The following is a 22,236-nucleotide window of genomic DNA, read 5'->3' on the forward strand; positions in this document are numbered from 1 at the left end:
TAGCATATCTTCAAGCTCTCACCGGCGGTTTTGACGGGAGAGCTTTTTTGGCACCGGACGTGATCTGGAGTTTACCCCGAATGGCATAAACTTGTGTTTATGGACATACCCTGATTCAAGGACGTTACCGGATTTGAATCAGAAGGGGGATATACCCATGATTATATCAGTGCGGAGAGGGCTCCGTTTTATTCGATTTATTATATTTTTTGCTGCACTAGTCTATCTGTTCTATCATGTTCTGGATCTGTTCAATGGCTGGATCTCACCTGTGGACCAGTATCAGATGCCGACTGGCAATGCAATCAAAGTATTTCAGGAAACGGATTGGCCGGGTAATGGAGAAGGACGTCCTACGATGGCAGAGCGTCTCCGTTTGTTCTATTGGTACGGGGAGTAGCTTCGAACAGTCAGGGATGCAAATACGGGAGCAGTCTGCCAGAGCGGCAGATCTGTCAGTTGAGGAGCGTTGTACATGAAACAGACGATACACGCCTATGCCTTATACTTGGAAGATGATAAAGGGATGTCGAGCAGCACGCTTGAATCGTATCTCCGAGACGTGGACAAGTTCATTGAATTTGCAGATAAGGAATTTGGCATACGCAAAGCCGATCAGGTCAGACGCACGCATGTCGTCCTGTTTGCAGGTCAGCTCAAACAGGCAGGACGTGCTAACGCAACCATTGCCCGCAGCATCGTATCTCTGCGCTCCTACTTTCACTTTTTGATGCGCCGGGGGGAGATTATACAGGACCCTACGTTTGATGTGGAAGCTCCCAAGGCGGACAAGTCGCCACCACAGGTATTAAGTATACAGGAGATCGAACAACTGCTGACAGCGCCTGATATTCGTTCACCGCAGGGTGTGAGAGATCGAGCGATGCTTGAACTGTTGTATGCTACAGGTATTCGGGTCTCGGAACTGATTGCGCTGGACATTCGGGATGTACAGCCAGGCATGCGTTTTATACGATGCGGTGGAGCGGGCAAAGAACGCATTCTTCCCATCGGTGCACCCGCTGCACATTGGGCAAGTGTATATGTGGAGGAATTCCGCAACAAATTGCTCAAAACCGATTCGGACGAGCAGGCACTGTTCGTGAATGTATCTGGCAGACGTTTAACCCGGCAGGGCTTCTGGAAGCTGCTCAAAAAAGCGGCAGTGGACGCAGGAATCTCGGACGAAATTACACCGCATACGCTGCGTCATTCCTTTGCGGCGCACCTGATTGCCAATGGGGCGGACACACGTGCGGTTCAGGATATGCTGGGTCACGTAGAGCAGCCGGGGCAACAATATGGCAACCATGGTCGCAAAACCATGAAAGAAATCTATGAAACCCATCACCCGAGGGCAAAATAGATTTTGACGCATGGCATTCACAAATAAATGCGGAACATCGCGACAATTTAGGATAAAATAAATTGAATACATCCAAACGCCGTTATACATAAGCAGTTTGCATAAATTCGGATTGAATAGATTTTGCAAAATGCGTCTATAGACGGATCGTTTCAACTCAAGGAGGAACATACATCGCATGACAGCATTAAACCAACAAATGATTTCGGAAGCAGCCTCTTATATTCAAAGTAAAAGCTCCATCAAGCCGGAAGTCGGTTTGATTTTAGGTTCGGGTCTTGGCGTACTGGCAGAACTGATTGAAGATGGCGTAAGCATCGCTTATCAGGATATTCCACATTTTCCGGTGTCCACAGTAGAAGGGCATGAAGGTGAGCTATTGGTCGGCACCATTAAAGGCCGTCCAGTCGTGATGATGAAAGGCCGCTTCCACATGTACGAAGGATATGGTCCGGAATTGACAGCTTTCCCGGTACGAGTAATGAAAGAACTGGGTGTAAGCAGCTTACTTGTAACCAATGCAGCGGGCGGCGTGAACACGTCGTATGAAGCTGGAGATTTGATGCTGATCTCTGATCACTTGAATCTTACAGGCAAAAATCCACTGATCGGACCCAATGACGCTGCCCTGGGCGTGCGTTTCCCTGATCTGTCCGAAGCCTATAGCCGCCGTTTGCGTGCGCTGGCAAAGGATACGGCGGCTTCACAAGGTTTTAACGTACGTGAAGGGGTATACGCAGGTATGCTTGGTCCGAACTACGAGACACCAGCAGAGATCAAAATGCTGCGTACATTGGGCGCAGACGCCGTGGGCATGTCCACTGTATCTGAAGTGATCGTGGCACGCCATGCAGGTCTGGAAGTGCTCGGTATATCCTGTATCAGTAACATGGCTGCCGGAATTCTGGACCAGCCGCTATCACATGATGAGGTGATGGAAACGACGGAGCGTGTTCGTGAGTCGTTCCTGGCGCTGGTATTGGCTGTTATTCCACAAATGTAAGCAAGAGTTGAGTAGAGAAGGTTACCTCTTCGAATGAGAAATCATCGGGGGTAACCTTTTTTTTGTTGTGTTGAACGTCCACTTACTCATGCGTTGAGTAAGCGGACGTTTTTTTCGCTTTGATCACATTTTCAATAAAAGTTCGGGAAATCATGCTTTACATGGAATAATTTACTGGAAACGGGCCGACAATGATTAGCAGTACATGCATGGAACATGCAGTAAGCAAGTCATTTGAGGAGGTAACCTTGTGAAGAAAAGAATAATGGCATCGTTCATGACCCTTTGTATCCTGCTGTCCCTTATGGCATCAACGGCATTAGCTGAAGAAACACCGAAGACAGCGGGAGGGACGGATCTTGCCCCGTCGGCACGCTCTGCGATCCTAATGGATGCGGACACAGGAACCGTCATATATGAGAAAAACAGTCATGATCAGCTGCCTCCGGCGAGCATTACAAAAATTATGACCATGCTGCTTACAATCGAAGCGATCGACTCCGGCAAGCTGAAGCTGACAGATAAAGTAAGAACGAGCGAATATGCAGCTTCCATGGGCGGTTCGCAGATATTCCTGGAGCCTGGGGAAGAGATGACCGTTGATGACATGTTAAAAGGGATCGCGATGGCTTCAGGAAATGATGCCTCAGTGGCTATGGCTGAGAAGATTGCTGGTTCGGAGGAAGCCTTTGTACAGCTAATGAATGAGCGTGCGAAGGAGCTTGGCATGAAGGATACTCATTTTGCCAACTGTAACGGTCTGCCGGTGGATAATCATTATTCGTCAGCCCACGACATTGCCGTCATGAGTCGTGAACTGCTGAAGCATTCCGGGATTACGAAGTACACCGGTGCCTATCAGGATTATCTTCGCAAAGACTCGGAAAAGCCATTCTGGCTGGTGAACACGAACAAGCTGGTTCGTTTTTATGAAGGGGCAGATGGTTTGAAAACAGGTTATACATCCGAAGCGAAGTTCTGCCTGTCCGCAACAGCGTCTAAGGACGGACTGCGTGTCGTTTCCGTGGTACTTGGTGAACCCAATACCAAAACACGAAATAGCGAAGTGTCATCGATGTTTGATTATGCCTTTAGTCAATATACGATGAAGGCTCTCTACAAGGCAGGGGATCTGCTGGGCAGTCTGAAGATCGAAAAAGGTGAAGTTGCCGAATTGCCTTTGAATGCCACGCAAAATTATAGTGTGCTGATGCGCAAAGGAGCGAAATCCAATGACATCCGGCATGAATTGCTAGTTGCCAAAGAATTGAAAGCTCCGATCAAGGCTGGACAAAGTATAGGTAAACTGGTGGTGTACCAGGGCAATGACGTCATTAAGGAATTCGACATTCAGGCTCCACAGGACGTGAATAAAGCTGGCTGGTGGAAGCTGTTTAAACGGACTACGTCCAACCTGTTTGATTAAAAGGCGAATTACGCGAGTTGTTCGCATCCTTCGAACATATTTTGTAGTTAAATAGGGGTTTTCTTCTAGTTTTGTCGGGGGGCAGGAAAAGCCTTTGGATACGTAGAAATCCTTGTTCAAGACAGGGAGGAGAGTGGGCAAACGTGAACTTGCATGTGGAAATGGAACACCATCGCGGGATTCTGATTGTACGATTATCCGGGGAGCTGGATCACCATACAGCTGACATGGTACGGATGCAAATGGATGAAGCCATCCAGCGGAGACAAAGCGAGCATCTGGTACTCAGCCTGAAAGATCTGCAATTTATGGATAGTTCGGGCCTGGGTGTCATTTTGGGAAGATACAAGCTCATTAAGAACAAAGGCGGCAAGATGGTGGTCTGTGACGTCAATTCGCCGGTGTACCGTTTGCTGGAAATGTCGGGTCTGTTCAAGATAATGCCGATATACGAAAATGAGGGAACTGCTCTCTCAGGTCTGGAGGTCGTCTCATGAATGAAGGAACAGGGACAAATTTCATGAATCTGCAATTCGCGGCCAAGTCAGAGAATGAATCGTTTGCACGGGTAACCGTTGCTGCATTTATCTCCCAGCTTGATCCAACAATGGACGAGCTCAGTGACCTGAAGACGGTCATTTCGGAAGCCGTGACCAACAGCATCATCCATGGATACAACAACAACTCTGAAGGTGTTGTCTCTATCCAGGCCGAGATTCGGGAAGACATGATCACGATTATTGTGGAAGACCGCGGTGAAGGTATCGAAGATCTTGAACTGGCCAAGCAGCCGTTATATACGTCCAAACCCGAACTTGAGCGGTCGGGCATGGGCTTCACCATTATGGAAAACTTTATGGATGAATTCGAAGTCAGCAGTGAGCCCGGCAGAGGCACCTCCATCAAGATGAAAAAAAGGATTGAATCCAAGAAAGCATTGTATAATTAGGGGTTGGTGTTCTTATGGATGCTGAAGTGAAACCATCTTCACAGACCTATTTGGACGATGCCGAGGTCAAACGGCTGATTGCGCTCAGTCAGTCGGGTGACCATGTTTCGCGGGATACGCTGGTGAACTGCAACATCAGACTCGTCTGGTCCGTCGTACAGCGTTTTATGAACAGGGGATATGATCCGGAAGATCTGTTCCAGATTGGTTGTATCGGTCTGCTCAAGTCAGTAGACAAATTTGATCTCAGTTATGACGTGAAGTTCTCAACCTACGCGGTACCGATGATCATCGGAGAAATCCAGCGATTCCTGCGAGATGACGGTACCCTGAAGGTCAGTCGTTCACTGAAAGAGATGGCGAATAAAGTCCGCAAAAAAAGGGACGAACTGTCCAAACACCTGGATCGACTGCCAACGATTAAGGAAGTTGCCGCAGAGTTGGGAGTAACCCCGGAGGAAGTCGTATTTGCCCAGGAAGCCAACAAACCGCCGACCTCTATCCATGAGACGGTATTTGAGAATGACGGTGATCCCATTACATTAATGGACCAGATTGCCGACGAGTCTCAGGAACGTTGGTTTGACAAACTGGCTCTGAACGAAGCCATCGGTGGTCTCAGCGAGCGGGAGCGTTTAATCGTCTATCTACGGTATTACCGGGATCAGACGCAGTCCGAGGTTGCCAGCAGGCTGGGGATATCTCAGGTGCAGGTATCCCGTCTGGAGAAAAAAATACTGCAATCCATCCGCGACCAGATCGCGCAGTGATTCGGGGATTGCAACAACAATATTGGCGCTTATGCACCAATATACGACAACTAACAACCTTCTATCGCGCGTTATGGCGAGGGAGGTTATTTGTTGTTAATTCAGTGAGATCCCGAACGATTGGACTGCATGACCAGCATCATGCCAAGAATACATGCCGTACCGATCCATTGATAGATGCCAAAGGGTTCATGAAGCCATATGACGGTTGTTCCAACCGCAGCAAGGGGCTCTGCGCTCCCGAGTAGACTGGTCTCTTTGGGAGAAAGCCTTTTGAGACTTGCGATATAAAACCAAAAAGCAATCATGGTTCCAAAAAGGATCGTAAATATCAAATAACCGTAAGTTTTAAGGCTGATGCTCGCAAAATTCATGACCCAGGGCGGGTGAATAAAACTCATTCCCAGACCACCGATGATCATAGCCCAGCCAACCACAACAAGTGAATCGAACCTTGTAATTAATTGCACGGCATACAGCGTATAAAATGCAGCGGAAATCCCGGATAACAACCCCCATATAACTGCAAGCCAGGAGACAGATAACTGCGTAAACGAGCCGTTCGTTAGCAGGAGGAAACACCCTCCGAGAGCCAGTACGGCGCATGCAACATCATTTCGTGTAAGGACAGACTGTTTCTGGAGGGCGATGTAAATCATGATCATAACAGGGGACAGGTATTGCAGCAGTGTAGCTACTGCGGAATTGCCATGTTTAATGGATGCCATGTAGGTATATTGAACGGCAAGCATGCCCACCAGTCCAAAAATGATCAGCTGTATTGCTGTTTTCTTATTTCTCCACACATCCCAAATCTGAACTCTTCCACGTGTAAACGATTGAATAACCAAAAGGAGTAGCCCAGCAATCAGCAATCGAACAGTTACATACCAGTTGACCTCAATGCCATCCAGTTGAAACAGTTTTTGAGATACCGTACCTCCGACTCCCCAACATATTGCTCCCGTCAGGACGAGTAAAATACCTGAATATTTGGATTTTGCAAAAGTTATCATGCTTGTCGCCTCACCTTAAATATAAGAATAGTGTTATATTAAGGAGAAATTCAGTACATTAATATCAATATCGCACTTAAAAATATAACAATATTGAGATGAGGCCTATGCAGAATATTGAATTTATCATTGATCACAATTTGAAAGAAATGACGGAACACCGCACCGATGCATTATCGGTAGCCTGTTATGAGACAACCATTGTTCAACATGTTCACGGACATATTCCTCTCCACTGGCATGATGAATTGCAGTTTGTTGCTGTTCTTCAAGGTAAGGCATTGTTCCATATCAACGATCAAAAAATAGCAGTACCCAAAGGTGACGGGATTTTTATCAACAGTGGTATGATGCATATGGCCGAAGATCACGGTGTGAGCGAGAACTGCATTTATTTATGTCTGAATTTGTCCCCACACGTTATCATGCCTTCGGAATTGTATATGAAGTATGTACATCCATATGTAACAGCAACTAATTTGCCTTTTCTGTATATCGAAAGAACGGATGTGTGGGGAGAACAGTTCCTGGACACAATTGCACGGATTAGAGGAGAGTTTGTGGACCAAGTTCCGTTTTATGAAGTGAATGTTGCTTCTGCGGTGCTGGATATGTGGAAAATGTTGATTATGAATGGATATTCCCTGGAACATGATCCATCGGAGATGAGCAGAAACAAGCGAATGAAAGACATGTTGCAATGGATTCATCTCAACTATGCTGACCCGATCAGGCTGGAAGATATTGCGAGGATGGGACAGTTAAGTCGATCAGAGACATGTCGTTACTTCAAGCAAATATTGAGAACAACACCCATGCAATATGTGATAGAGTACCGTATCCAAAGAAGCATTGAACTTTTACAACTCTCCGAACGAAGTATTACCGAAATTGCCTATGAAGTCGGTTTTAACAGCACAAGTTATTACATTAATCAGTTTCGCAAAACAATGAATTCAACCCCTTTACAATTCAAAAGGAAATTGAGTCAACAAAGGAATCCGTAATATTTTTTAAAGTAATTCTTGAGCTGTAAGTCTATCAACCAACACCGGAGAGTCGCCCATAAGGCGACTCTTTTGATATGGAATACAATGCTCCACACTCAGTTTCCCTCAACCTGATCAATAGCCGCTCCCCGTCTAAGCAAAAATAACCTCAAAAACTCATCTTATAAATCCCTTCCTTCCCACTCCCTAGCATATTTATTACAACGTTTGGAAATGGGAGGACGATGGGTAGCGGAGGGATGGATTCGGTCAAAAGGAGCAAAGCGTGAGGGCTTGCCTAATGATACAGATGCAACGCAGACGGCAGATTAAACCTGAAGAAGCGAAGCGTTCGCCTTTGTCTCCAAATTTCTAACACTTAGAAATCAATCAGAAGAATTTGGAGACAACAGCGATCAGAAGGTTGGTCTGCCGTCGGAGTGTCTGCGTGTATCCTCCCCCGAGCAACAGCGATCAATGACCGATCCATCCCGCAGCGCCCGCACCATCCTCCCGATCTTTTTCCAACCCGTTTGTAATAAATTTGCACATTCTTCAAATACTAACCTAAATTACGCAGCAAAGGAGTGTTATGGATGTCTCAGACGCCCACTCCAATGGTCTACGTTCGACTGCGCAGCCGCATTCGCATCCAGAGGGGCAGGGCAGTCAAGCTTGGAGACATTGCACATGTACTGACCACTTCTGAAAATCAGGAGAGCAGGCTACTGGAGCTTGAACTTTTGCGTCCTGGACCGGAGGATGGCAATCTGATCCTCATTGATATATTACAGATTATTCCCCGAATTCGGCACATCTTGCCGGAGGTCAGTGTTGAACTGATGGGATCAGGTCATACGTTGGTTGAAGTCATCGCGGGAAATGGTCAACCTTCCAAGTCCCTGTTCATTTTGGTGTGGTTACTTCTTTTCTTCGGATCAGCCTTAACCATAATGAATTTTCATGCCGATGTGAACATGCAGGAAGTTCAGATTCGAATTGTGGAGATGCTCACTGGGCATCGGGACGAACATCCCTACCTGTTCCAAGTGGCATATTCGATTGGCATTGGATTCGGAATGGCAGTATTTTTTAATCACTTGTTCAAGAAAAAGTGGAATGAGGAGCCTACCCCGCTGGAAGTGGAGATGTTCCTATACCAGCAAAATGTAGATCAATATGTGGTCATCGAGGAAAGCGAACGGATGCATGAGCAGGAACGCAGGGAGATGAATGCGGATGAGCGTTCTTAATGGAGCAATCAGCATTGTATTGGGTATTGCCGGAGGAATTGCCGTAGGAAGCGGCGTAATTGCGCTTATTCTGGTGCTCGATATGATTCCCAGGTTGGCTCAACTTACGCAAACGTATGACAAGACTCACTGGTACGAAGGGGCGCTAATCGGTGGTTCACTGCTCGGAACGGTGGCGGACTTCTGGCATTGGAAAATGCATGGGGTGCTGCTGCTTAGCCCGATCGTAGGGTTGTTCTGTGGTGTGTTCATCGGTCTGCTCGCCGCAGCACTCACCGAGGTGCTTAATGTACTGCCCGTGCTAGCTAAACGATTAGGCATGAAACCTTATTTGTTTGGATTACTGCTCGCTATGATTTTGGGTAAAATGACAGGTTCCCTGTTTGATTTCTTTATATATCAACGGTAACTGGTGGCCATAGGAGGATGGAAGATGGATGAACGAACGGAGCACACAGGCCAGGAACATAGTGAAGGTATAACGGAAGAGATGCTGCACAAGTCTGCATATGAGATTCAGAAGGAAGAAGAGGAGAAAGCGTACAATAAGAAAAAACAAAATGAGATGTCCGACAGTATTGAGGAATCCGTACAGTATTGGCAGGAAAATGATGATATTTCCCCTCGGATGAGTGAAAACAAAAATACGCTCAAGCAAGTTCTCGGACTTGGGGAATCCTTTGATGTGGATATGAGAGAGATGGTGCTGGGTGGCAAACATGTGGGATTGCTTCTTTTGACGGGTTTTGCCAAGGATGAGATCCTACTGGAAGTATTAAAAAGGTTAACCTATCTCACGCCTGATCAGGTATCCGAGCACGCACTAAAATCTTATTTCGACTGTTACATTCCCCATATACAGGTGGAAAAAGTCGAGAAGATGAGTGCGGTCATTAACAAGGTTCTTACAGGTATGAGTGCATTGTTCGTTGAAGGGGATCGCTCGGTCCTAGTAATGGATACCCGGAGTTACCCGGTTCGTTCACCAGAAGAACCTTCATTGGAAAGGGTAGTCCGAGGTTCCAGAGATGGCTTTACGGAAACCCTCCTGACTAACGTAACCTTGGTGCGCCGCAGAATACGCGACCCTGGACTTAAGTTTGAGATCATGCAGGTGGGGCGGAGAACACAAACCGATGTCTGCGTGGTATACATTGACGATATTGTGGATAAAGTGCAGGTGGACTCAGTCCGTGAGAAAATTCAGCGGGTGGATATCGATGGTATTCCCGCCGCAGATAAACAGCTGGAGGAAGCGATTATCAACAAGGGATGGAACCCATTCCCACTCGTTCGATATTCGGAGCGGCCGGATGTAACAGCATCCCATCTGCTGGAGGGCAGAGTCGTCATTTTCGTTGATACTTCTCCCAGTGTAATGATTTTGCCAACGACGTTCTTCGACCTGTGTGAACATGCAGAGGAAAATAGACAGACGGCATTGATGGGGACGTATTTACGATGGGTTCGTTTTGCAGGGATTCTCATATCGCTGTTTTTGCTGCCCCTATGGCTTCTCATGGTAATAGAACCTTCGCTCAAACCGATGGGGCTGGACTTCATTGGTCCACAGGAAAATGTGAAGTTGCCCCTGATTTTGCAGTTTCTTCTCATAGAGCTTGGTGTCGATCTATTGCGGATGGCTGCGGTTCATACACCTACACCTCTGGCATCGGCCATGGGTTTAATCGCGGCCATTCTCGTTGGAGATATTGCTGTGAAAACGGGATACTTTGTTAATGAGGTTGTACTCTATATGGCCATTGCAGCCATTGGAATGTTTGCCACACCAAGTTACGAGTTGGGACTTGCCAACAGGTTAGTCAGACTGTTTTTACTCATAGCAGTAGCGATATTCAAAGTTCCGGGATTGGTTGTTGGCTGTACATTGCTCATATTGGCACTCACCGTTCACCGGTCATATAATTCTTCGTATCTATGGCCTTTTATACCGTTTAATGCAAAGGCCTTGGGCAACTTTTTATTCCGGCTGCCTTTACTGGAAAATAAAAAACGTCCATCATTCAACAAAACCCGTGACAACACCAAAATGTCCGATGATCCGGACGGTGAACTGCGAAAAAGTAAAAAACACAAATGATCTTCCGAAAAATCCATTCATCTCGCCGCCTAATTTGATATACTGGTGTAAAATCATTGGAATAGCAACTGTTCCAGTATACAAAAAAGTGAGGAATGCAGATTATGTATTTACATGGTACAAGTAAAATAAATGCGCAAGGGCATCTGGAGATTGGCGGAGTGGATGCAACAGATCTGAAAGAACAATTTGGAACTCCCCTGTATGTTGTGGACGAGCAATTGGTTCGCGAGCGTTGCAGAGAGTACATGGAAGCATTCCGCGCTTCCGGCTTGGGTTTCCAGGTTGCATATGCAAGTAAAGCATTCTGTGTAATGGCGATGTGTGCACTTGCAGCTGAAGAAGGACTTTCCCTGGATGTTGTATCTGATGGTGAACTGTTCACTGCACTGCAAGCAGGATTCCCGGCTGAGCGCATTCACTTCCACGGTAACAACAAAACGCTGGAAGAAATCGAAATGGCTCTTGATGCAGAGATTGGATGCTTTGTTGTTGATAACTTCAATGAATTGCATCTGTTGCAGGCTGTAGCTGCGGACAAAAATCGTAAAGTAAACATTTTGCTTCGTGTGACGCCTGGTGTTGAGGCCCATACGCATGAATATATTTCCACTGGTCAAACGGATTCCAAGTTTGGATTCGATATCGACAATGGTACAGCATTTGAAGCGATTGAACTGGCTTCCAAGCAGTCTAACCTGGTATTGCTCGGTGTGCATTCCCACATCGGTTCCCAGATCTTCGAAGTTGAAGGCTTCCAGATGGCTGTTCAACGTGTTGCTGAATTTGCAGCAAGCGTATATGAACGTCTTAACGTTGCTTTCAAAGTGGTTAACCTTGGTGGTGGATTCGGAATCCGTTATATCGACGGAGATACACCGCTTGAAGTTGCGCAATACGTGAAGGCTATTACAGACGCAGTTAAAAATCATTTTGCCCAAATTGGCTATGCCGTACCTGAGATCTGGGTTGAACCAGGCCGTAGCATCGTGGGTGAAGCGGGAACAACGCTGTATACCGTTGGAACAAGCAAAGACATTCCGGGCGTGCGTAAATACGTTGCTGTTGACGGTGGTATGACCGATAACCCTCGTCCTGCTTTGTATGAATCCAAGTACGAAGCTGTTCTTGCTAACCGTGCGAATGAGGCTGCTCAGGAAACGGTATCCGTTGCGGGTAAATGTTGTGAGAGTGGCGATATGCTGATCTGGGATCTGGACCTGCCAAAAGTGGAAAGTGGTGATCTGCTCGCTGTAGCTTGCACAGGTGCGTATAACTACTCCATGGCGAGCAACTACAACCGGATTCGTCGCCCAGCTGTTGTGTTTGTCAAAGACGGTCAAGGAGATGTCGTGGTACGCCGTGAGACGTATCAGGATATCATCCAGAATGACCTGGTACCAGCGCGTATTGGCAAACAACCAGTAACTCGCTAATTCGTCAAAGATAATGCGTTTCTGGATGATTCAGGATATAGAGATTCTATAGTTGAAGCAGATGAAAAGGGAACTTCCTTTTTCGTCTGCTTTTTACGTATTCGGACTAAATTGTGAAAAAAGTTGCCGTTTTTTTGCGATCCAGTCATTTTCGGTGTACACTAAGAAAAGTGCTGTAATGCTTGACCCAGGGTCATGCGTTTTGGCACCATTAACGATGGTCAATACGAAAGGAGTCATTTACATATGGCGAAACAAGCGAAAATTAAATTGGCAAACGGCGGAGAAGTTCTGATCGATCTGTTCGATCAAGAAGCTCCCAACACAGTAGCAAACTTTGAGAAACTGGCTAACTCCGGTTTCTACAATGGTCTTACATTCCACCGCGTTATCCCGGGCTTCGTAGCTCAAGGCGGATGCCCTAACGGTACTGGTGCAGGTGGCCCAGGTTACACAATCAACTGTGAAATCAACCCGAACAAACATGAGCGTGGAACACTGGCTATGGCACATGCTGGCCGTAACACAGGTGGAAGCCAGTTCTACATCTGCTACCAACCACAACCACATTTGGATGGACAACATACTGTATTTGGTAAAGTAACTAAAGGTATGGAGTTCGTGGACGCTTTGGAAGGTAAAGACAAAATGGAGACTGTTGAAGTTGTAGAAGCTTAATAAGCTTTGTAACGTTGACTTACTTGATTTAAACTCGGAGTGCTTCTTTTTATAGAAGCACTTTTTTTATTTTCATCATGAAATAGTGCAAAATGAGCATAATGGATCTGGCGAAAGTTCTGGCATGGGGTTATTCTGTCGTTAGACGAAGCGACAAGGGAGGATGAAGAACCTTTGAATACAGTGGATCAATTACGTTTGTTAAAACAAGTCTATAGCGGACCCACACGATGGGACGAGGAACTACAGGCATCCCGACATGATGTTTCTCAGAGTATATCCACACCGGATTTAGAAGCGCTTGAGACAGCGGGGCATGAACCGAACAGGTTTGTACGTCCGGGGCATGATGAAACGATCAGTGAGCTGAAACAACTTGCAAATCAATGGACGATAAATGAAGCAGCACAGGCCTTTGTCGCATCGATGTGGTCAGCACCCATGATCTGGCGCTCGCTGATTACGGGCAAGCTTATTGCAAGCGGTATGCCAAGCCATGAACACACGCCATATCCATCTTCGAGTACTTGTCAGATCTGCGGATTAAGCGTAGATCAAGCAACCGACTCGACGTTGCAATGGTATTGGCGCATGACCAATGGAACACCTTTGGATGGTGATCCCTTTGGGCAAGTACTGGCACTCCGAGAGCTAGCTGCCGCGCAGGAGCTTCCAATACCTAATGATTACGACCGCTGTACACTCCGTGCGGTGTTAACGGTGCTGCGCCAATTACCTCCAAAAACACGCTACAGCAAAGCAGCAATAGCACTCAAGAAGGAACGTCTTTTGCCTACACAAAAGGAATATGCCTATCGTGACTTGCTTGAGACATTAGCTCTGATTGGCATACTGGATACGCCGGAACATCCCGGAATGATCACGGAATTTACTTCTTACATACAGCGTGACGCGCGCCCCAATGTGCGGGTTGAGGTACAGGCGCCTCTGGCGTGGTGGGACTCATCTATCGGAATCAATGAGAACAACCTGAACAAGATATTCCATGATTTTGATCTGAGTAATATATCTCTTGCGGATAAGCCTGAAGAGAGTCCACCTGTAAAGGAAACGATCCTGGGAGCATTGGAGAAGATGAGAAGTGTTCGAGGGAAAGTGCCAAAGAAATCTCCTGATGCAGGCACAGGGGAGGCAGAAGCTGGAGATGTGTATGCTGTTCGGGTCAGGGAAGGTGTATGGGTGACGGTATACTGTCATGAAGTCAGAGACAAACGCGTTATCGTTGAATATCTCGATGGTGTCTTTCCTGACATGCCGGGAAAAACCGATTTGCAGAGAACGTTTCGACCGAGGACGACTGGACGCTGGCAATGCTCGGCTATCGCGATCGATTCCACAAGTTGGGTCAGAAGAGTTGCGAGAGGTATTCCGCTTCCCAGTTCGCCGCTGCCAGAACCTGACCGCTTGCCCTTTCACAATGCCAAAGATTTGAAGCATATGGTGCGTTGGTGTTTTCCTGATATGTAGAATGCTGTGATGGAACTGAGAAGGATGTAAACTAAAATCTAAAATCTAAAAACTTAAAAATCGTGTCTCTTAGTGAGATGCGGTTTTTTTTGCTGTATCTTAGCTTATTAAAAGTTAGTATGTGACAAAAAGGAACAAAAAACAATTGATTTTTTGGCATTAAAGTGCTAACATCCAATTAATAACGAAAGCAATCCTTCAGGGCAGGGTGCAATTCCCTACCGGCGGTGATGCAGGGAGTGTAAGGACACATGTCCAGCACTTGATGCAAAGTCCGTGACCTGTCTGCCTGTGGCAGATGGCTGATCTGGTGTAATTCCAGAACCGACAGTATAGTCTGGATGGGAGAAGGAGAGGTGCAGACCTAACAGGTTTGCATTCAGCAGGAGTTGGCTGTACAGTCACGATGTGTTTGTCATTCACTGTGCAGGGAAGATCCGGTTAGGCCGGACAGTTCCATACATATGCCACACGATAAAGCTCTTTACCTGTAATTGATGTTCATTAAGGTATGTGTCTATTTTCACTTGCCCGAAATGAAGTTTTGGGCAAAGTGTTGGCGTGCTGTATCCATTTGACTCCTGTTGTTGACATTTGTCTCTCATCATCCCCATCGAACGGTTGTTCGACGGGGATTTTTTAATAAACAAGACTTTAAACCGCGGGGTGAACGGATTTGGAAATGATCAATGATGAATTTTATATGGCACTGGCACTAGATATGGCGGAACGAGCACAGGGACAGACGGGAATTAATCCGGTTGTTGGATGTGTGGTTGTGAAAGAGGGGCGTATTGTAGGCCTTGGGAGCCATCTGAAACGTGGAACCGGTCATGCGGAGGTACATGCACTGAACATGGCGGGCAGCGATGCAGAAGGCAGTACGGTATACGTTACACTTGAGCCCTGCAGTCATTATGGCAAGACGCCACCTTGCAGTGAACGCCTGATTCATGAAAAGGTAAAACGTGTTGTGGTATGTTGTGAAGATCCAAATCCGCAAGTATCCGGCAGAGGCATAAGCATGCTTCGTCAACAAGGCATTGAAGTTGAAGTTGGCGTACTGCGTGAGCGTGGAAGACGCATGAATGAAAAATTCATTAAATTTATTACAACAGGCCTTCCTTTCGTGACACTGAAAACGGCTACGACTTTGGATGGGAAAATTGCCACTCGCAGCGGAGACAGTAAGTGGATCTCCAACGAGTCCGCTCGTGAGATTGTGCATGCCCTTCGTCATCGTCACCAAGGCATTATGGTTGGTGTCGACACGGTGATCGCAGATAATCCGGAGCTTACAACCCGCTTGCAAGTGGAAGGCATCAGCCCGGTACGAATCGTGGTGGATTCCAAGTTGCGTCTTCCAGTAGGTTCCAAAATGGTTAAGGATGGTCTTGCTCCAACATGGGTATTGACAACAGACGAAGCCAGTCCTGAAGCTGCTGAACGTTTGGAAGCCTACGGTGTTGAAATTATCCGCTGTGGTCCTGGACCACGTGTGGATCTGTTAAACGGACTTAGCAAGTTGGGTGAGCGTGAGATTGGTTCGATTTTGCTTGAAGGCGGAGGCACTCTGAATGGAGCGATGCTGGAGGCACGGTTGGTCGATCGACTGCTCATGTTTATCGCTCCTAAGATTGTAGGCGGTTATGATACACCTGGCAGTTTCCGCTTCGAGGGTGTGGAACGTATGAATCAGGCAATTCAATTGAATCAGTTGGAGATCGAACAAGTTGGAGATAATATCAGCATTGGCGGTATTCCGGTGTGGCCTGAATAAATAAATTAAACAAGGGAGGCGGCAGCATGTTTACCGGTTTGGTGGAAGAAGTTGGTCAGATCCGGCGTATTGGTCGGAAAGGCGAAGCGATGGTCCTGAATATCGGAGCTTCCGCCATCATGGACGATCTGAAGATAGGTGATAGTGTAGCAGTGAACGGAGTATGTTTAACTGCGACAACGTTGGAAGGTGGCGGCTTTACCGCCGATGTCATGCCTGAAACGTATCGCCATACCAATCTCAGTCAGCTGCAATCCGGCAGTAAAGTTAATCTGGAGCGGGCCATGCAATCCGGTGGCCGTTTTGGCGGACATATCGTTCAGGGCCATGTCGATGGTACTGGAGTGATTGGCAGTATAACACGTGATCAGAATGCGATTGTGTTTGAGATCAAGCCGGATGATCACCAGTTGTTCAAATACCTGATCCCCAAAGGATCGGTTACACTGGATGGCATTAGCTTGACCGTTGTCCATACATCGGATACCGCATTCACGGTTTCCATTATCCCGCATACCATTGGTGAAACTGTACTAAATGTGAAAAAGACAGGGGATACCATTAATATCGAATGCGATATTTTGGGCAAATATGTGGATCATCTGCTCCAGTATGGGAGAGGACATCGAGAGACGGGTGCTGGCAAGCCGCGCAGTATCAGTGAAGATTTTCTCGCCAATCACGGATTTGCATAAATAGAGAAAGAAATAAACTGGAGGTGGGACAATGTCAGAACAATCCATTTTGGACACGATAGAAGCAGCCATATATGATCTCATGCGTGGCAAACCCGTCATTGTTGTGGATGATGAAGATCGGGAGAATGAAGGCGATTTTATCGCTTTGGCTGAAAAGGCGACACCTGAAGTCATTAATTTCATGATTACTGAAGGTAGAGGTCTGGTCTGTGTTCCGATTACACAACAACGTGCGGATGAACTTAACTTGAAACCAATGGTTCAACAAAATACGGATTTCCACGGAACTGCCTTCACGGTCTCTGTGGACCACAAAGATACCACAACCGGTATCTCGGCACATGAACGCTCTATTACTGTGAAAGGTCTGATCGATCCTGAGGCGAAAGCCGGGGACTTCCGTAAGCCTGGTCACATGTTCCCGCTGATTGCAAAAGACGGCGGTGTACTTCGTCGTGCGGGCCACACAGAAGCGGCAGTAGATTTGGCCATTATGTGTGGTTCGTATCCCGCAGGCGTTATCTGTGAAGTGATTAAGGAAGATGGCACAATGGCCAGACTTCCGGATCTGCAGGAGATTGCCCGCAAACATGATCTGAAGCTGATCAGTATTCAGGACATGATTCGTTACCGTAATGAAAAAGAACAGCTGGTTCAACGTGAAGTGGCTGTACGTATGCCAACAGACTTTGGCGAGTTTCAAGCAGTGGCCTATACAAATGCTGTAGACAACAAGGAACATGTGGCTCTGGTTAAAGGTGAGATTGATGGTTCCAAACCTGTACTTGTACGGGTACACTCTGAATGTCTGACAGGCGATGTATTCCATTCCCATCGTTGTGACTGTGGTCCTCAGTTTGATGCGGCACTCAAACAGATCAATGAAGAAGGCAACGGCGTACTGCTTTATATGAGACAGGAAGGTCGAGGCATTGGACTCATCAACAAACTCAAAGCTTACAAGCTGCAAGAGGAAGGTCTGGATACGGTGGATGCAAACCTGAAGCTGGGATTTGCTGCCGACTTGCGTGATTATGGAATTGGCGCCCAAATTCTGAAAGACCTTGGGGTTCGTCAGATCAGACTGCTAACCAATAATCCTCGTAAAATTAAAGGTCTTGAAGGATATGGACTTGAAGTCGTAGAGCGTGTTGCGATCGAAATGAAAGAGAACGAGGACAATACGGTGTATCTTCATACGAAGCAAGCCAAGCTGGGGCATATGCTCAAGTTTGATGATATCGAGCAGAACGAACAGTAAATGCGTTTTAGATGAACAACGTTCACCATGTAATTTATGGAATTGATTACTTAGGAATTTCCGTTACTTACATTACATTATACCGTTAGGGAGATGATTTGAATGCCACAATTTTTCGAAGGACATTTAGTATCAGAAGGATCCAGATATGGAGTTGTCGTTGGACGTTTCAACGAATTTATCACCAGTAAATTGCTTAGCGCAGCGCTCGATGCATTCAAACGTCACGGTGTGCAGGATGATGAAGTAGATGTAGCCTGGGTTCCAGGAGCGTTCGAAATCCCTTTGATTGCGCAGAAGATGGCAGAGAGCGGCAAGTATGATGCAGTGATTACCCTGGGAACCGTTATCCGTGGATCAACTACACATTACGATTATGTGTGCAACGAGATGGCTAAAGGGGTAGCAGCAATTAACCTGAAAACTGGCGTGCCTACGATCTTCGGATTGGTTACGACAGAAAATATTGAACAAGCGATTGAACGTGCCGGAACCAAGGCGGGTAACAAAGGTTGGGATGCAGCTACGGCGGCAATTGAGATGGCAAACTTGACGAAACAGCTAAAATAGTGCTTATTTAATAGTAGTGCCCTGCTATGCGCAGACGAAGACGGGAGACCGGATTCGGACGGCTTGGCAGGGTTTTGTATTTTTCTGGCGGGAGGATTCGTCTAGTGACGGTAGTTACATACAAACTGGAGACTTTTGAAGGGCCTTTGGATCTGCTGCTTCACCTGATTGACAAGGCTGAAATTCATATCCAGGATATTCCCATCAGCGATATTACCGATCAATACATGGCGTATCTGCATTCGATGCAGGAACTGGAACTGGATATTACAAGTGAATTTCTGGTCATGGCTGCTACACTGCTGTCGATCAAGAGCAAACTTCTACTGCCCAAACCACCGGTAATTGAAGACTTCGAGGATTATGATTTTATGGAAGAAGAAGATTATGATCCACGTGCAGAGCTCATTGCACGTCTGATAGAATATCGCAAGTACAAGGGAATTGCGCGACATCTTCATGAACGTGAGTGGGAACGCAGCCTTATATTTTCCAAAGAGCCCGAGGATCTGCGCCCTTATATGCCTGTAGAAGCTCCTTCGAACCCGGTTGAGGGATTACATACCTCTGACCTGATTGCAGCATTTCAGATGGCGCTACGCAAGGCTGAGAAGCGTACAACCGTAACCCGTATCAAACGGGATGAGATTTCGGTTAAGGACCGGATACGGGATGTCATCGGCGCTTTGGAAAGTATGGGGCCGGGAGGCAGACTGTTATTCTCCAAATTGATGGATGAGCATATCTATCGCCATGAGATTGTTGTCACTTTTCTGGCGGTGCTGGAACTGATGAAGATGAAGCAGATTGTCTGTTATCAGGAACGGTTGTTTGAGGATATCGTTATGGAGTGGAGAGGGGAAACAAAGAATCATGGATTTTCCGAAATTGAAATCGATTATTGAAGGCCTGCTGTTTTTGTCCGGAGAAGAGGGTCTAAGCATCAAACAAATTGCCGAGATCGTCGACCAGCGAGTGGAGCTTGTAACGGACGCGATTGAGGAGATGATTCATGAATTTTCACAGCAGGGTCGAGGTGTACAGATTCTCAAGATTGCTGGCGTAGTTCAGCTGGGTACCTTGCCTGAGCATGCTGTGTATTTTGAGAAACTGGCGTATTCACCAGCACGAACCTCCTTATCCCAGGCGGCGCTGGAGACGTTGGCCATCGTGGCGTACCGGCAGCCGATTACCCGGGTTGAGATTGAGGAGATTCGCGGTGTAAAATCGGAGCGGGCTATTCATACACTTGTGAATAAGGATCTGATCATTGAAGTGGGACGAGCGGAGGCAATCGGACGCCCCATTTTGTACGGAACGACCAAGTCATTTCTGGATTATTTCGGACTAGCTTCAATCAAAGACCTTCCGGAACCAGGGTTGTTTGAAGATTCGGAAAACCTGGAGGAAGAGACACAACTGTTGTTCAACAAACTGGATTTGCAACAATTGGAACCGGAAAGCGCTGATCCGACAGATGATGGGAGTCAAATAGACAACGAAGACGATAATACGGATTCATCATTCTAATTTGCAAATTCATGATAACCGACACCCAGCAGTGGAGTCGGTTATTTGTGCATTGTTTTAGATAGATTGAACTAAAGATTTTACACATAACGGAGAGGACAGAAATAATCTGAAGAAACGGAGTGTTCGTCTAAAAGCTTTCTGAAAGAAAGCTGCATCGGAAGCATACGCTTATCCCCGGATTTACCCTTTAGAGAAGGGAATCAAAAAAATCTGGGGATAACAGCGATCGGAAGGTTATTCTGTCATCGGAGTGACCAGTGTAACTAATCTTAAGTCCAAATTTGTCTATATAAAAGGTTACGGACCGGTTCCAAATAAATCTGAAATGGGATTTTTAGGTCAGACGTGAATTTTTTCCTATCCAGAGTGCCATACTAGACGAGAAAAGAATTGAGGGCTTGGAGGTAAGGCCTGTGTGGATTTGGCTTGGAGGAATCGGTTTATTGTTCGCATTGCTGATTGCCGCAGTCCTCATCTCAAATGTTCATGTACATTTTACATTCAGTAAGCATAAAAGTGATGATTACGCCAATATTAATGTTCGTATTCTTTATGGAATTGTGCGGATTAACTATGAGATCCCGAGTATTGTTTTTCGCAATATGAAGGAAGGTTTTCTGGTCAAGACTGAACAGTCCATGAATCATTCCAGAGGGGAAGCCCAGGGTAGTGAGCGGGTGAACAAACGTAAAGTCAAAAAGTGGGCCAAAGATGTAAAGGTTATGCTAAGAGCGACTGATGCACTCAAGCTGTGGCTCAAGCAAACACTCATGCATGTGCATATGACTCAACTGTCCTGGTCTACCCACATCGGCGTTGGCGATGCAGCATACACCGCGGTGCTGACGGGCTGGGTGTGGAGTATCAAGTCCATTATTGTTGGTTTTCTCACCTATCAGATTCGGTTCGATGAGACACCCGTGCTTCAGGTGATGCCGGTGTGGTCAGACGAAATGGAGTTCAGAACAGAGCTCGATTGCAGAGTAAAGATTCGGATTACAGCTCTTTTGATCGCTGGATTTACACTGCTAACCCGTGTGCTCCAAGTCGAAGGCGGATGGCGGATGTGGCTTCAGCTTCTTCAAGAACAACGCCGTAAGCGTAAGGAGAAGCGAAAGCAAAAGAAAAAACTTAGTGGGACAGCACTGTAGATGTCCATCTTAGTCGGTCTGTTTTTGGGAGTGTGAGGTTGGAGTTCAGTGAGTGTACTTAAATTGCTTATTTACATAAGTCCCTTCAAGTTTGGGGATGATATGGTTAGATCAAACCTAGCTTACATTGAAACTGGAGGGAATTAAAATGTCAGATCATCCAATTCAAGGCTTAATGGAAACCGCTATGGAGAATATCAAGGCCATGGTGGATGTCAATACAATTGTTGGCGATGCAGTAGAAACACCGGATGGTACCGTGATTCTGCCAATCAGTAAGGTGGGATTCGGATTTGCTGCCGGTGGTAGTGATTTTCACGTCAATGGAGAAAGTAATGGCAAAAGTGGTGCCACGGGGACTTCTACTGAACATGCCAGTTCAGCAAAAGTGGCTTCTCCATTTGGTGGCGGTAGCGGCGGCGGTGTATCCATACGTCCTATTGCGTTCCTGGTGGTAGGTAAACAGGGGGTACACATTGTGCCACTTGATAACTCCACACATCTGTTTGAGAAACTCATTGACTCTACGCCTTATGTTCTTGATCGAATTCAAGGCATGTTCCAACGTAATACAACACCAACGAATACAACAGATGTACCGGTTACACCAGATCCTTCAACCTATAGCTGAATAAGTTGGTCATGATCCCTCCCGCATCCAAGCGTGAGGGATTTTTGCTGTTTGTTTGGTGAATGGTGAGTGGTTTTTTGAAGGTTTTTGTATTGTATGAGACTTATGTCTATGATCCGCCTAACCTAGACATGAAA

At 46.5% G+C, this 22,236-nt stretch carries 23 protein-coding genes and 1 riboswitch; of the genes, 22 read left to right on the plus strand and 1 reads right to left on the minus strand.

Features of this window, described 5'->3' with window-relative positions:
- The first annotated feature begins 157 nt into the window (after positions 1-157).
- The 7 genes from ACX9NY_RS04090 to sigF all read left to right on the plus strand — a co-directional run bounded on the left by ACX9NY_RS04090 (position 158) and on the right by sigF (position 5,514).
- Positions 158-400, plus strand: coding sequence for a DUF4227 family protein (locus tag ACX9NY_RS04090; RefSeq protein WP_017687632.1), 243 nt, complete (start codon positions 158-160; stop codon positions 398-400).
- A 75-nt stretch (positions 401-475) separates the two neighbouring features.
- Positions 476-1,366, plus strand: coding sequence for a tyrosine recombinase (locus ACX9NY_RS04095; protein WP_339235398.1), 891 nt, complete (start codon positions 476-478; stop codon positions 1,364-1,366).
- 178 nt (positions 1,367-1,544) lie between these two features.
- Positions 1,545-2,369: a purine-nucleoside phosphorylase gene (locus ACX9NY_RS04100; protein WP_062835238.1), complete on the plus strand. Its 825-nt coding sequence runs from the start codon at positions 1,545-1,547 to the stop codon at positions 2,367-2,369.
- Positions 2,370-2,673: 304 nt separating this feature from the next.
- Positions 2,674-3,795 carry a D-alanyl-D-alanine carboxypeptidase family protein gene (locus ACX9NY_RS04105; protein ID WP_472479207.1) on the plus strand — a complete coding sequence of 374 codons (1,122 nt, stop codon included), beginning with the start codon at positions 2,674-2,676 and terminating at the stop codon, positions 3,793-3,795.
- 143 nt (positions 3,796-3,938) lie between these two features.
- Positions 3,939-4,292 carry an anti-sigma F factor antagonist gene (gene spoIIAA / locus ACX9NY_RS04110; protein WP_017687636.1) on the plus strand — a complete coding sequence of 118 codons (354 nt, stop codon included), beginning with the start codon at positions 3,939-3,941 and terminating at the stop codon, positions 4,290-4,292.
- Entirely contained in the window at positions 4,289-4,744 is a 456-nt protein-coding gene (gene spoIIAB, locus ACX9NY_RS04115; protein ID WP_036672324.1) for an anti-sigma F factor, read from the plus strand. The genes spoIIAA and spoIIAB overlap by 4 nt, the downstream gene beginning before the upstream one ends.
- A 14-nt stretch (positions 4,745-4,758) precedes the next feature.
- Positions 4,759-5,514: an RNA polymerase sporulation sigma factor SigF gene (gene sigF, locus ACX9NY_RS04120; RefSeq protein WP_036607856.1), complete on the plus strand. Its 756-nt coding sequence runs from the start codon at positions 4,759-4,761 to the stop codon at positions 5,512-5,514.
- A 101-nt stretch (positions 5,515-5,615) separates the two neighbouring features.
- Here sigF and ACX9NY_RS04125 read toward each other — a convergent pair whose 3' ends face one another.
- Complete coding sequence (locus ACX9NY_RS04125; RefSeq protein ID WP_472477186.1) at positions 5,616-6,530, minus strand: EamA family transporter; 915 nt, start codon at positions 6,528-6,530, stop codon at positions 5,616-5,618.
- 107 nt (positions 6,531-6,637) lie between these two features.
- Here ACX9NY_RS04125 and ACX9NY_RS04130 point away from each other — a divergent pair, with 107 nt between their 5' ends.
- The 15 genes from ACX9NY_RS04130 to ytfJ all read left to right on the plus strand — a co-directional run bounded on the left by ACX9NY_RS04130 (position 6,638) and on the right by ytfJ (position 22,099).
- On the plus strand, positions 6,638-7,537 hold the full coding sequence (locus ACX9NY_RS04130) for a helix-turn-helix transcriptional regulator (protein ID WP_472477188.1): 900 nt from the start codon (positions 6,638-6,640) through the stop codon (positions 7,535-7,537).
- A 578-nt stretch (positions 7,538-8,115) separates the two neighbouring features.
- Positions 8,116-8,772 (plus strand): stage V sporulation protein AA, encoded by a 657-nt coding sequence (locus ACX9NY_RS04135; RefSeq protein ID WP_339235392.1) that lies wholly within the window; start codon positions 8,116-8,118, stop codon positions 8,770-8,772.
- Positions 8,753-9,181: a stage V sporulation protein AB gene (locus ACX9NY_RS04140; RefSeq protein ID WP_339235389.1), complete on the plus strand. Its 429-nt coding sequence runs from the start codon at positions 8,753-8,755 to the stop codon at positions 9,179-9,181. Before ACX9NY_RS04135 ends, ACX9NY_RS04140 begins: the two co-directional genes overlap by 20 nt.
- Positions 9,182-9,205: 24 nt before the next feature.
- Positions 9,206-10,873, plus strand: a complete 1,668-nt coding sequence (locus ACX9NY_RS04145; RefSeq protein ID WP_339235387.1) for a spore germination protein — start codon at positions 9,206-9,208, stop codon at positions 10,871-10,873.
- Positions 10,874-10,977: 104 nt separating this feature from the next.
- A complete protein-coding gene (gene lysA / locus ACX9NY_RS04150; RefSeq protein ID WP_472477191.1) occupies positions 10,978-12,309 on the plus strand; it encodes a diaminopimelate decarboxylase in 1,332 nt (443 codons plus the stop codon).
- 246 nt (positions 12,310-12,555) lie between these two features.
- Entirely contained in the window at positions 12,556-12,987 is a 432-nt protein-coding gene (locus ACX9NY_RS04155; protein ID WP_253438709.1) for a peptidylprolyl isomerase, read from the plus strand.
- Positions 12,988-13,170: 183 nt separating this feature from the next.
- Positions 13,171-14,475 carry a hypothetical protein gene (locus tag ACX9NY_RS04160; RefSeq protein WP_472479209.1) on the plus strand — a complete coding sequence of 435 codons (1,305 nt, stop codon included), beginning with the start codon at positions 13,171-13,173 and terminating at the stop codon, positions 14,473-14,475.
- Positions 14,476-14,665: 190 nt separating this feature from the next.
- Positions 14,666-14,832, plus strand: a riboswitch (FMN riboswitch).
- Between the two features lie 319 nt (positions 14,833-15,151).
- Positions 15,152-16,255: a bifunctional diaminohydroxyphosphoribosylaminopyrimidine deaminase/5-amino-6-(5-phosphoribosylamino)uracil reductase RibD gene (ribD, locus tag ACX9NY_RS04165; protein WP_339235382.1), complete on the plus strand. Its 1,104-nt coding sequence runs from the start codon at positions 15,152-15,154 to the stop codon at positions 16,253-16,255.
- Positions 16,256-16,281: 26 nt separating this feature from the next.
- A complete protein-coding gene (gene ribE, locus ACX9NY_RS04170) occupies positions 16,282-16,950 on the plus strand; it encodes a riboflavin synthase (protein ID WP_150364570.1) in 669 nt (222 codons plus the stop codon).
- A 31-nt stretch (positions 16,951-16,981) separates the two neighbouring features.
- Positions 16,982-18,214: a bifunctional 3,4-dihydroxy-2-butanone-4-phosphate synthase/GTP cyclohydrolase II gene (locus ACX9NY_RS04175; protein WP_339256167.1), complete on the plus strand. Its 1,233-nt coding sequence runs from the start codon at positions 16,982-16,984 to the stop codon at positions 18,212-18,214.
- 102 nt (positions 18,215-18,316) lie between these two features.
- Complete coding sequence (ribH, locus tag ACX9NY_RS04180; protein ID WP_017687651.1) at positions 18,317-18,784, plus strand: 6,7-dimethyl-8-ribityllumazine synthase; 468 nt, start codon at positions 18,317-18,319, stop codon at positions 18,782-18,784.
- A gap of 104 nt (positions 18,785-18,888) precedes the next feature.
- Positions 18,889-19,689 carry a segregation and condensation protein A gene (locus ACX9NY_RS04185; protein WP_472477195.1) on the plus strand — a complete coding sequence of 267 codons (801 nt, stop codon included), beginning with the start codon at positions 18,889-18,891 and terminating at the stop codon, positions 19,687-19,689.
- On the plus strand, positions 19,658-20,314 hold the full coding sequence (gene scpB, locus ACX9NY_RS04190) for an SMC-Scp complex subunit ScpB (protein ID WP_339256165.1): 657 nt from the start codon (positions 19,658-19,660) through the stop codon (positions 20,312-20,314). Before ACX9NY_RS04185 ends, scpB begins: the two co-directional genes overlap by 32 nt.
- A 416-nt stretch (positions 20,315-20,730) precedes the next feature.
- Entirely contained in the window at positions 20,731-21,468 is a 738-nt protein-coding gene (locus ACX9NY_RS04195; RefSeq protein WP_342570558.1) for a DUF2953 domain-containing protein, read from the plus strand.
- A gap of 148 nt (positions 21,469-21,616) precedes the next feature.
- Positions 21,617-22,099: a GerW family sporulation protein gene (gene ytfJ / locus ACX9NY_RS04200; protein ID WP_307534717.1), complete on the plus strand. Its 483-nt coding sequence runs from the start codon at positions 21,617-21,619 to the stop codon at positions 22,097-22,099.
- The last annotated feature ends 137 nt before the right edge of the window (positions 22,100-22,236 follow it).

It is taken from the genome of Paenibacillus sp. CB74, assembly GCF_055687625.1.

What these genes read in the sequence shown, in the direction of transcription:
- ytfJ (WP_307534717.1), top strand. Translation starts at nt 21,617, where the DNA reads ATGTCAGATCATCCAATTCAAGGCTTAATGGAAACCGCTATGGAGAAT.
- ACX9NY_RS04125 (WP_472477186.1), bottom strand. Translation starts at nt 6,530, where the DNA reads ATGATAACTTTTGCAAAATCCAAATATTCAGGTATTTTACTCGTCCTG.
- ribE (WP_150364570.1), top strand. Translation starts at nt 16,282, where the DNA reads ATGTTTACCGGTTTGGTGGAAGAAGTTGGTCAGATCCGGCGTATTGGT.
- ACX9NY_RS04105 (WP_472479207.1), top strand. Translation starts at nt 2,674, where the DNA reads ATGGCATCAACGGCATTAGCTGAAGAAACACCGAAGACAGCGGGAGGG.
- ribH (WP_017687651.1), top strand. Translation starts at nt 18,317, where the DNA reads ATGCCACAATTTTTCGAAGGACATTTAGTATCAGAAGGATCCAGATAT.
- ACX9NY_RS04130 (WP_472477188.1), top strand. Translation starts at nt 6,638, where the DNA reads ATGCAGAATATTGAATTTATCATTGATCACAATTTGAAAGAAATGACG.
- scpB (WP_339256165.1), top strand. Translation starts at nt 19,658, where the DNA reads ATGGATTTTCCGAAATTGAAATCGATTATTGAAGGCCTGCTGTTTTTG.
- ACX9NY_RS04145 (WP_339235387.1), top strand. Translation starts at nt 9,206, where the DNA reads ATGGATGAACGAACGGAGCACACAGGCCAGGAACATAGTGAAGGTATA.
- lysA (WP_472477191.1), top strand. Translation starts at nt 10,978, where the DNA reads ATGTATTTACATGGTACAAGTAAAATAAATGCGCAAGGGCATCTGGAG.
- ACX9NY_RS04135 (WP_339235392.1), top strand. Translation starts at nt 8,116, where the DNA reads ATGTCTCAGACGCCCACTCCAATGGTCTACGTTCGACTGCGCAGCCGC.
- ACX9NY_RS04095 (WP_339235398.1), top strand. Translation starts at nt 476, where the DNA reads ATGAAACAGACGATACACGCCTATGCCTTATACTTGGAAGATGATAAA.
- sigF (WP_036607856.1), top strand. Translation starts at nt 4,759, where the DNA reads ATGGATGCTGAAGTGAAACCATCTTCACAGACCTATTTGGACGATGCC.
- ACX9NY_RS04140 (WP_339235389.1), top strand. Translation starts at nt 8,753, where the DNA reads ATGCGGATGAGCGTTCTTAATGGAGCAATCAGCATTGTATTGGGTATT.
- spoIIAB (WP_036672324.1), top strand. Translation starts at nt 4,289, where the DNA reads ATGAATGAAGGAACAGGGACAAATTTCATGAATCTGCAATTCGCGGCC.
- ACX9NY_RS04175 (WP_339256167.1), top strand. Translation starts at nt 16,982, where the DNA reads ATGTCAGAACAATCCATTTTGGACACGATAGAAGCAGCCATATATGAT.
- ACX9NY_RS04155 (WP_253438709.1), top strand. Translation starts at nt 12,556, where the DNA reads ATGGCGAAACAAGCGAAAATTAAATTGGCAAACGGCGGAGAAGTTCTG.
- ACX9NY_RS04090 (WP_017687632.1), top strand. Translation starts at nt 158, where the DNA reads ATGATTATATCAGTGCGGAGAGGGCTCCGTTTTATTCGATTTATTATA.
- ACX9NY_RS04100 (WP_062835238.1), top strand. Translation starts at nt 1,545, where the DNA reads ATGACAGCATTAAACCAACAAATGATTTCGGAAGCAGCCTCTTATATT.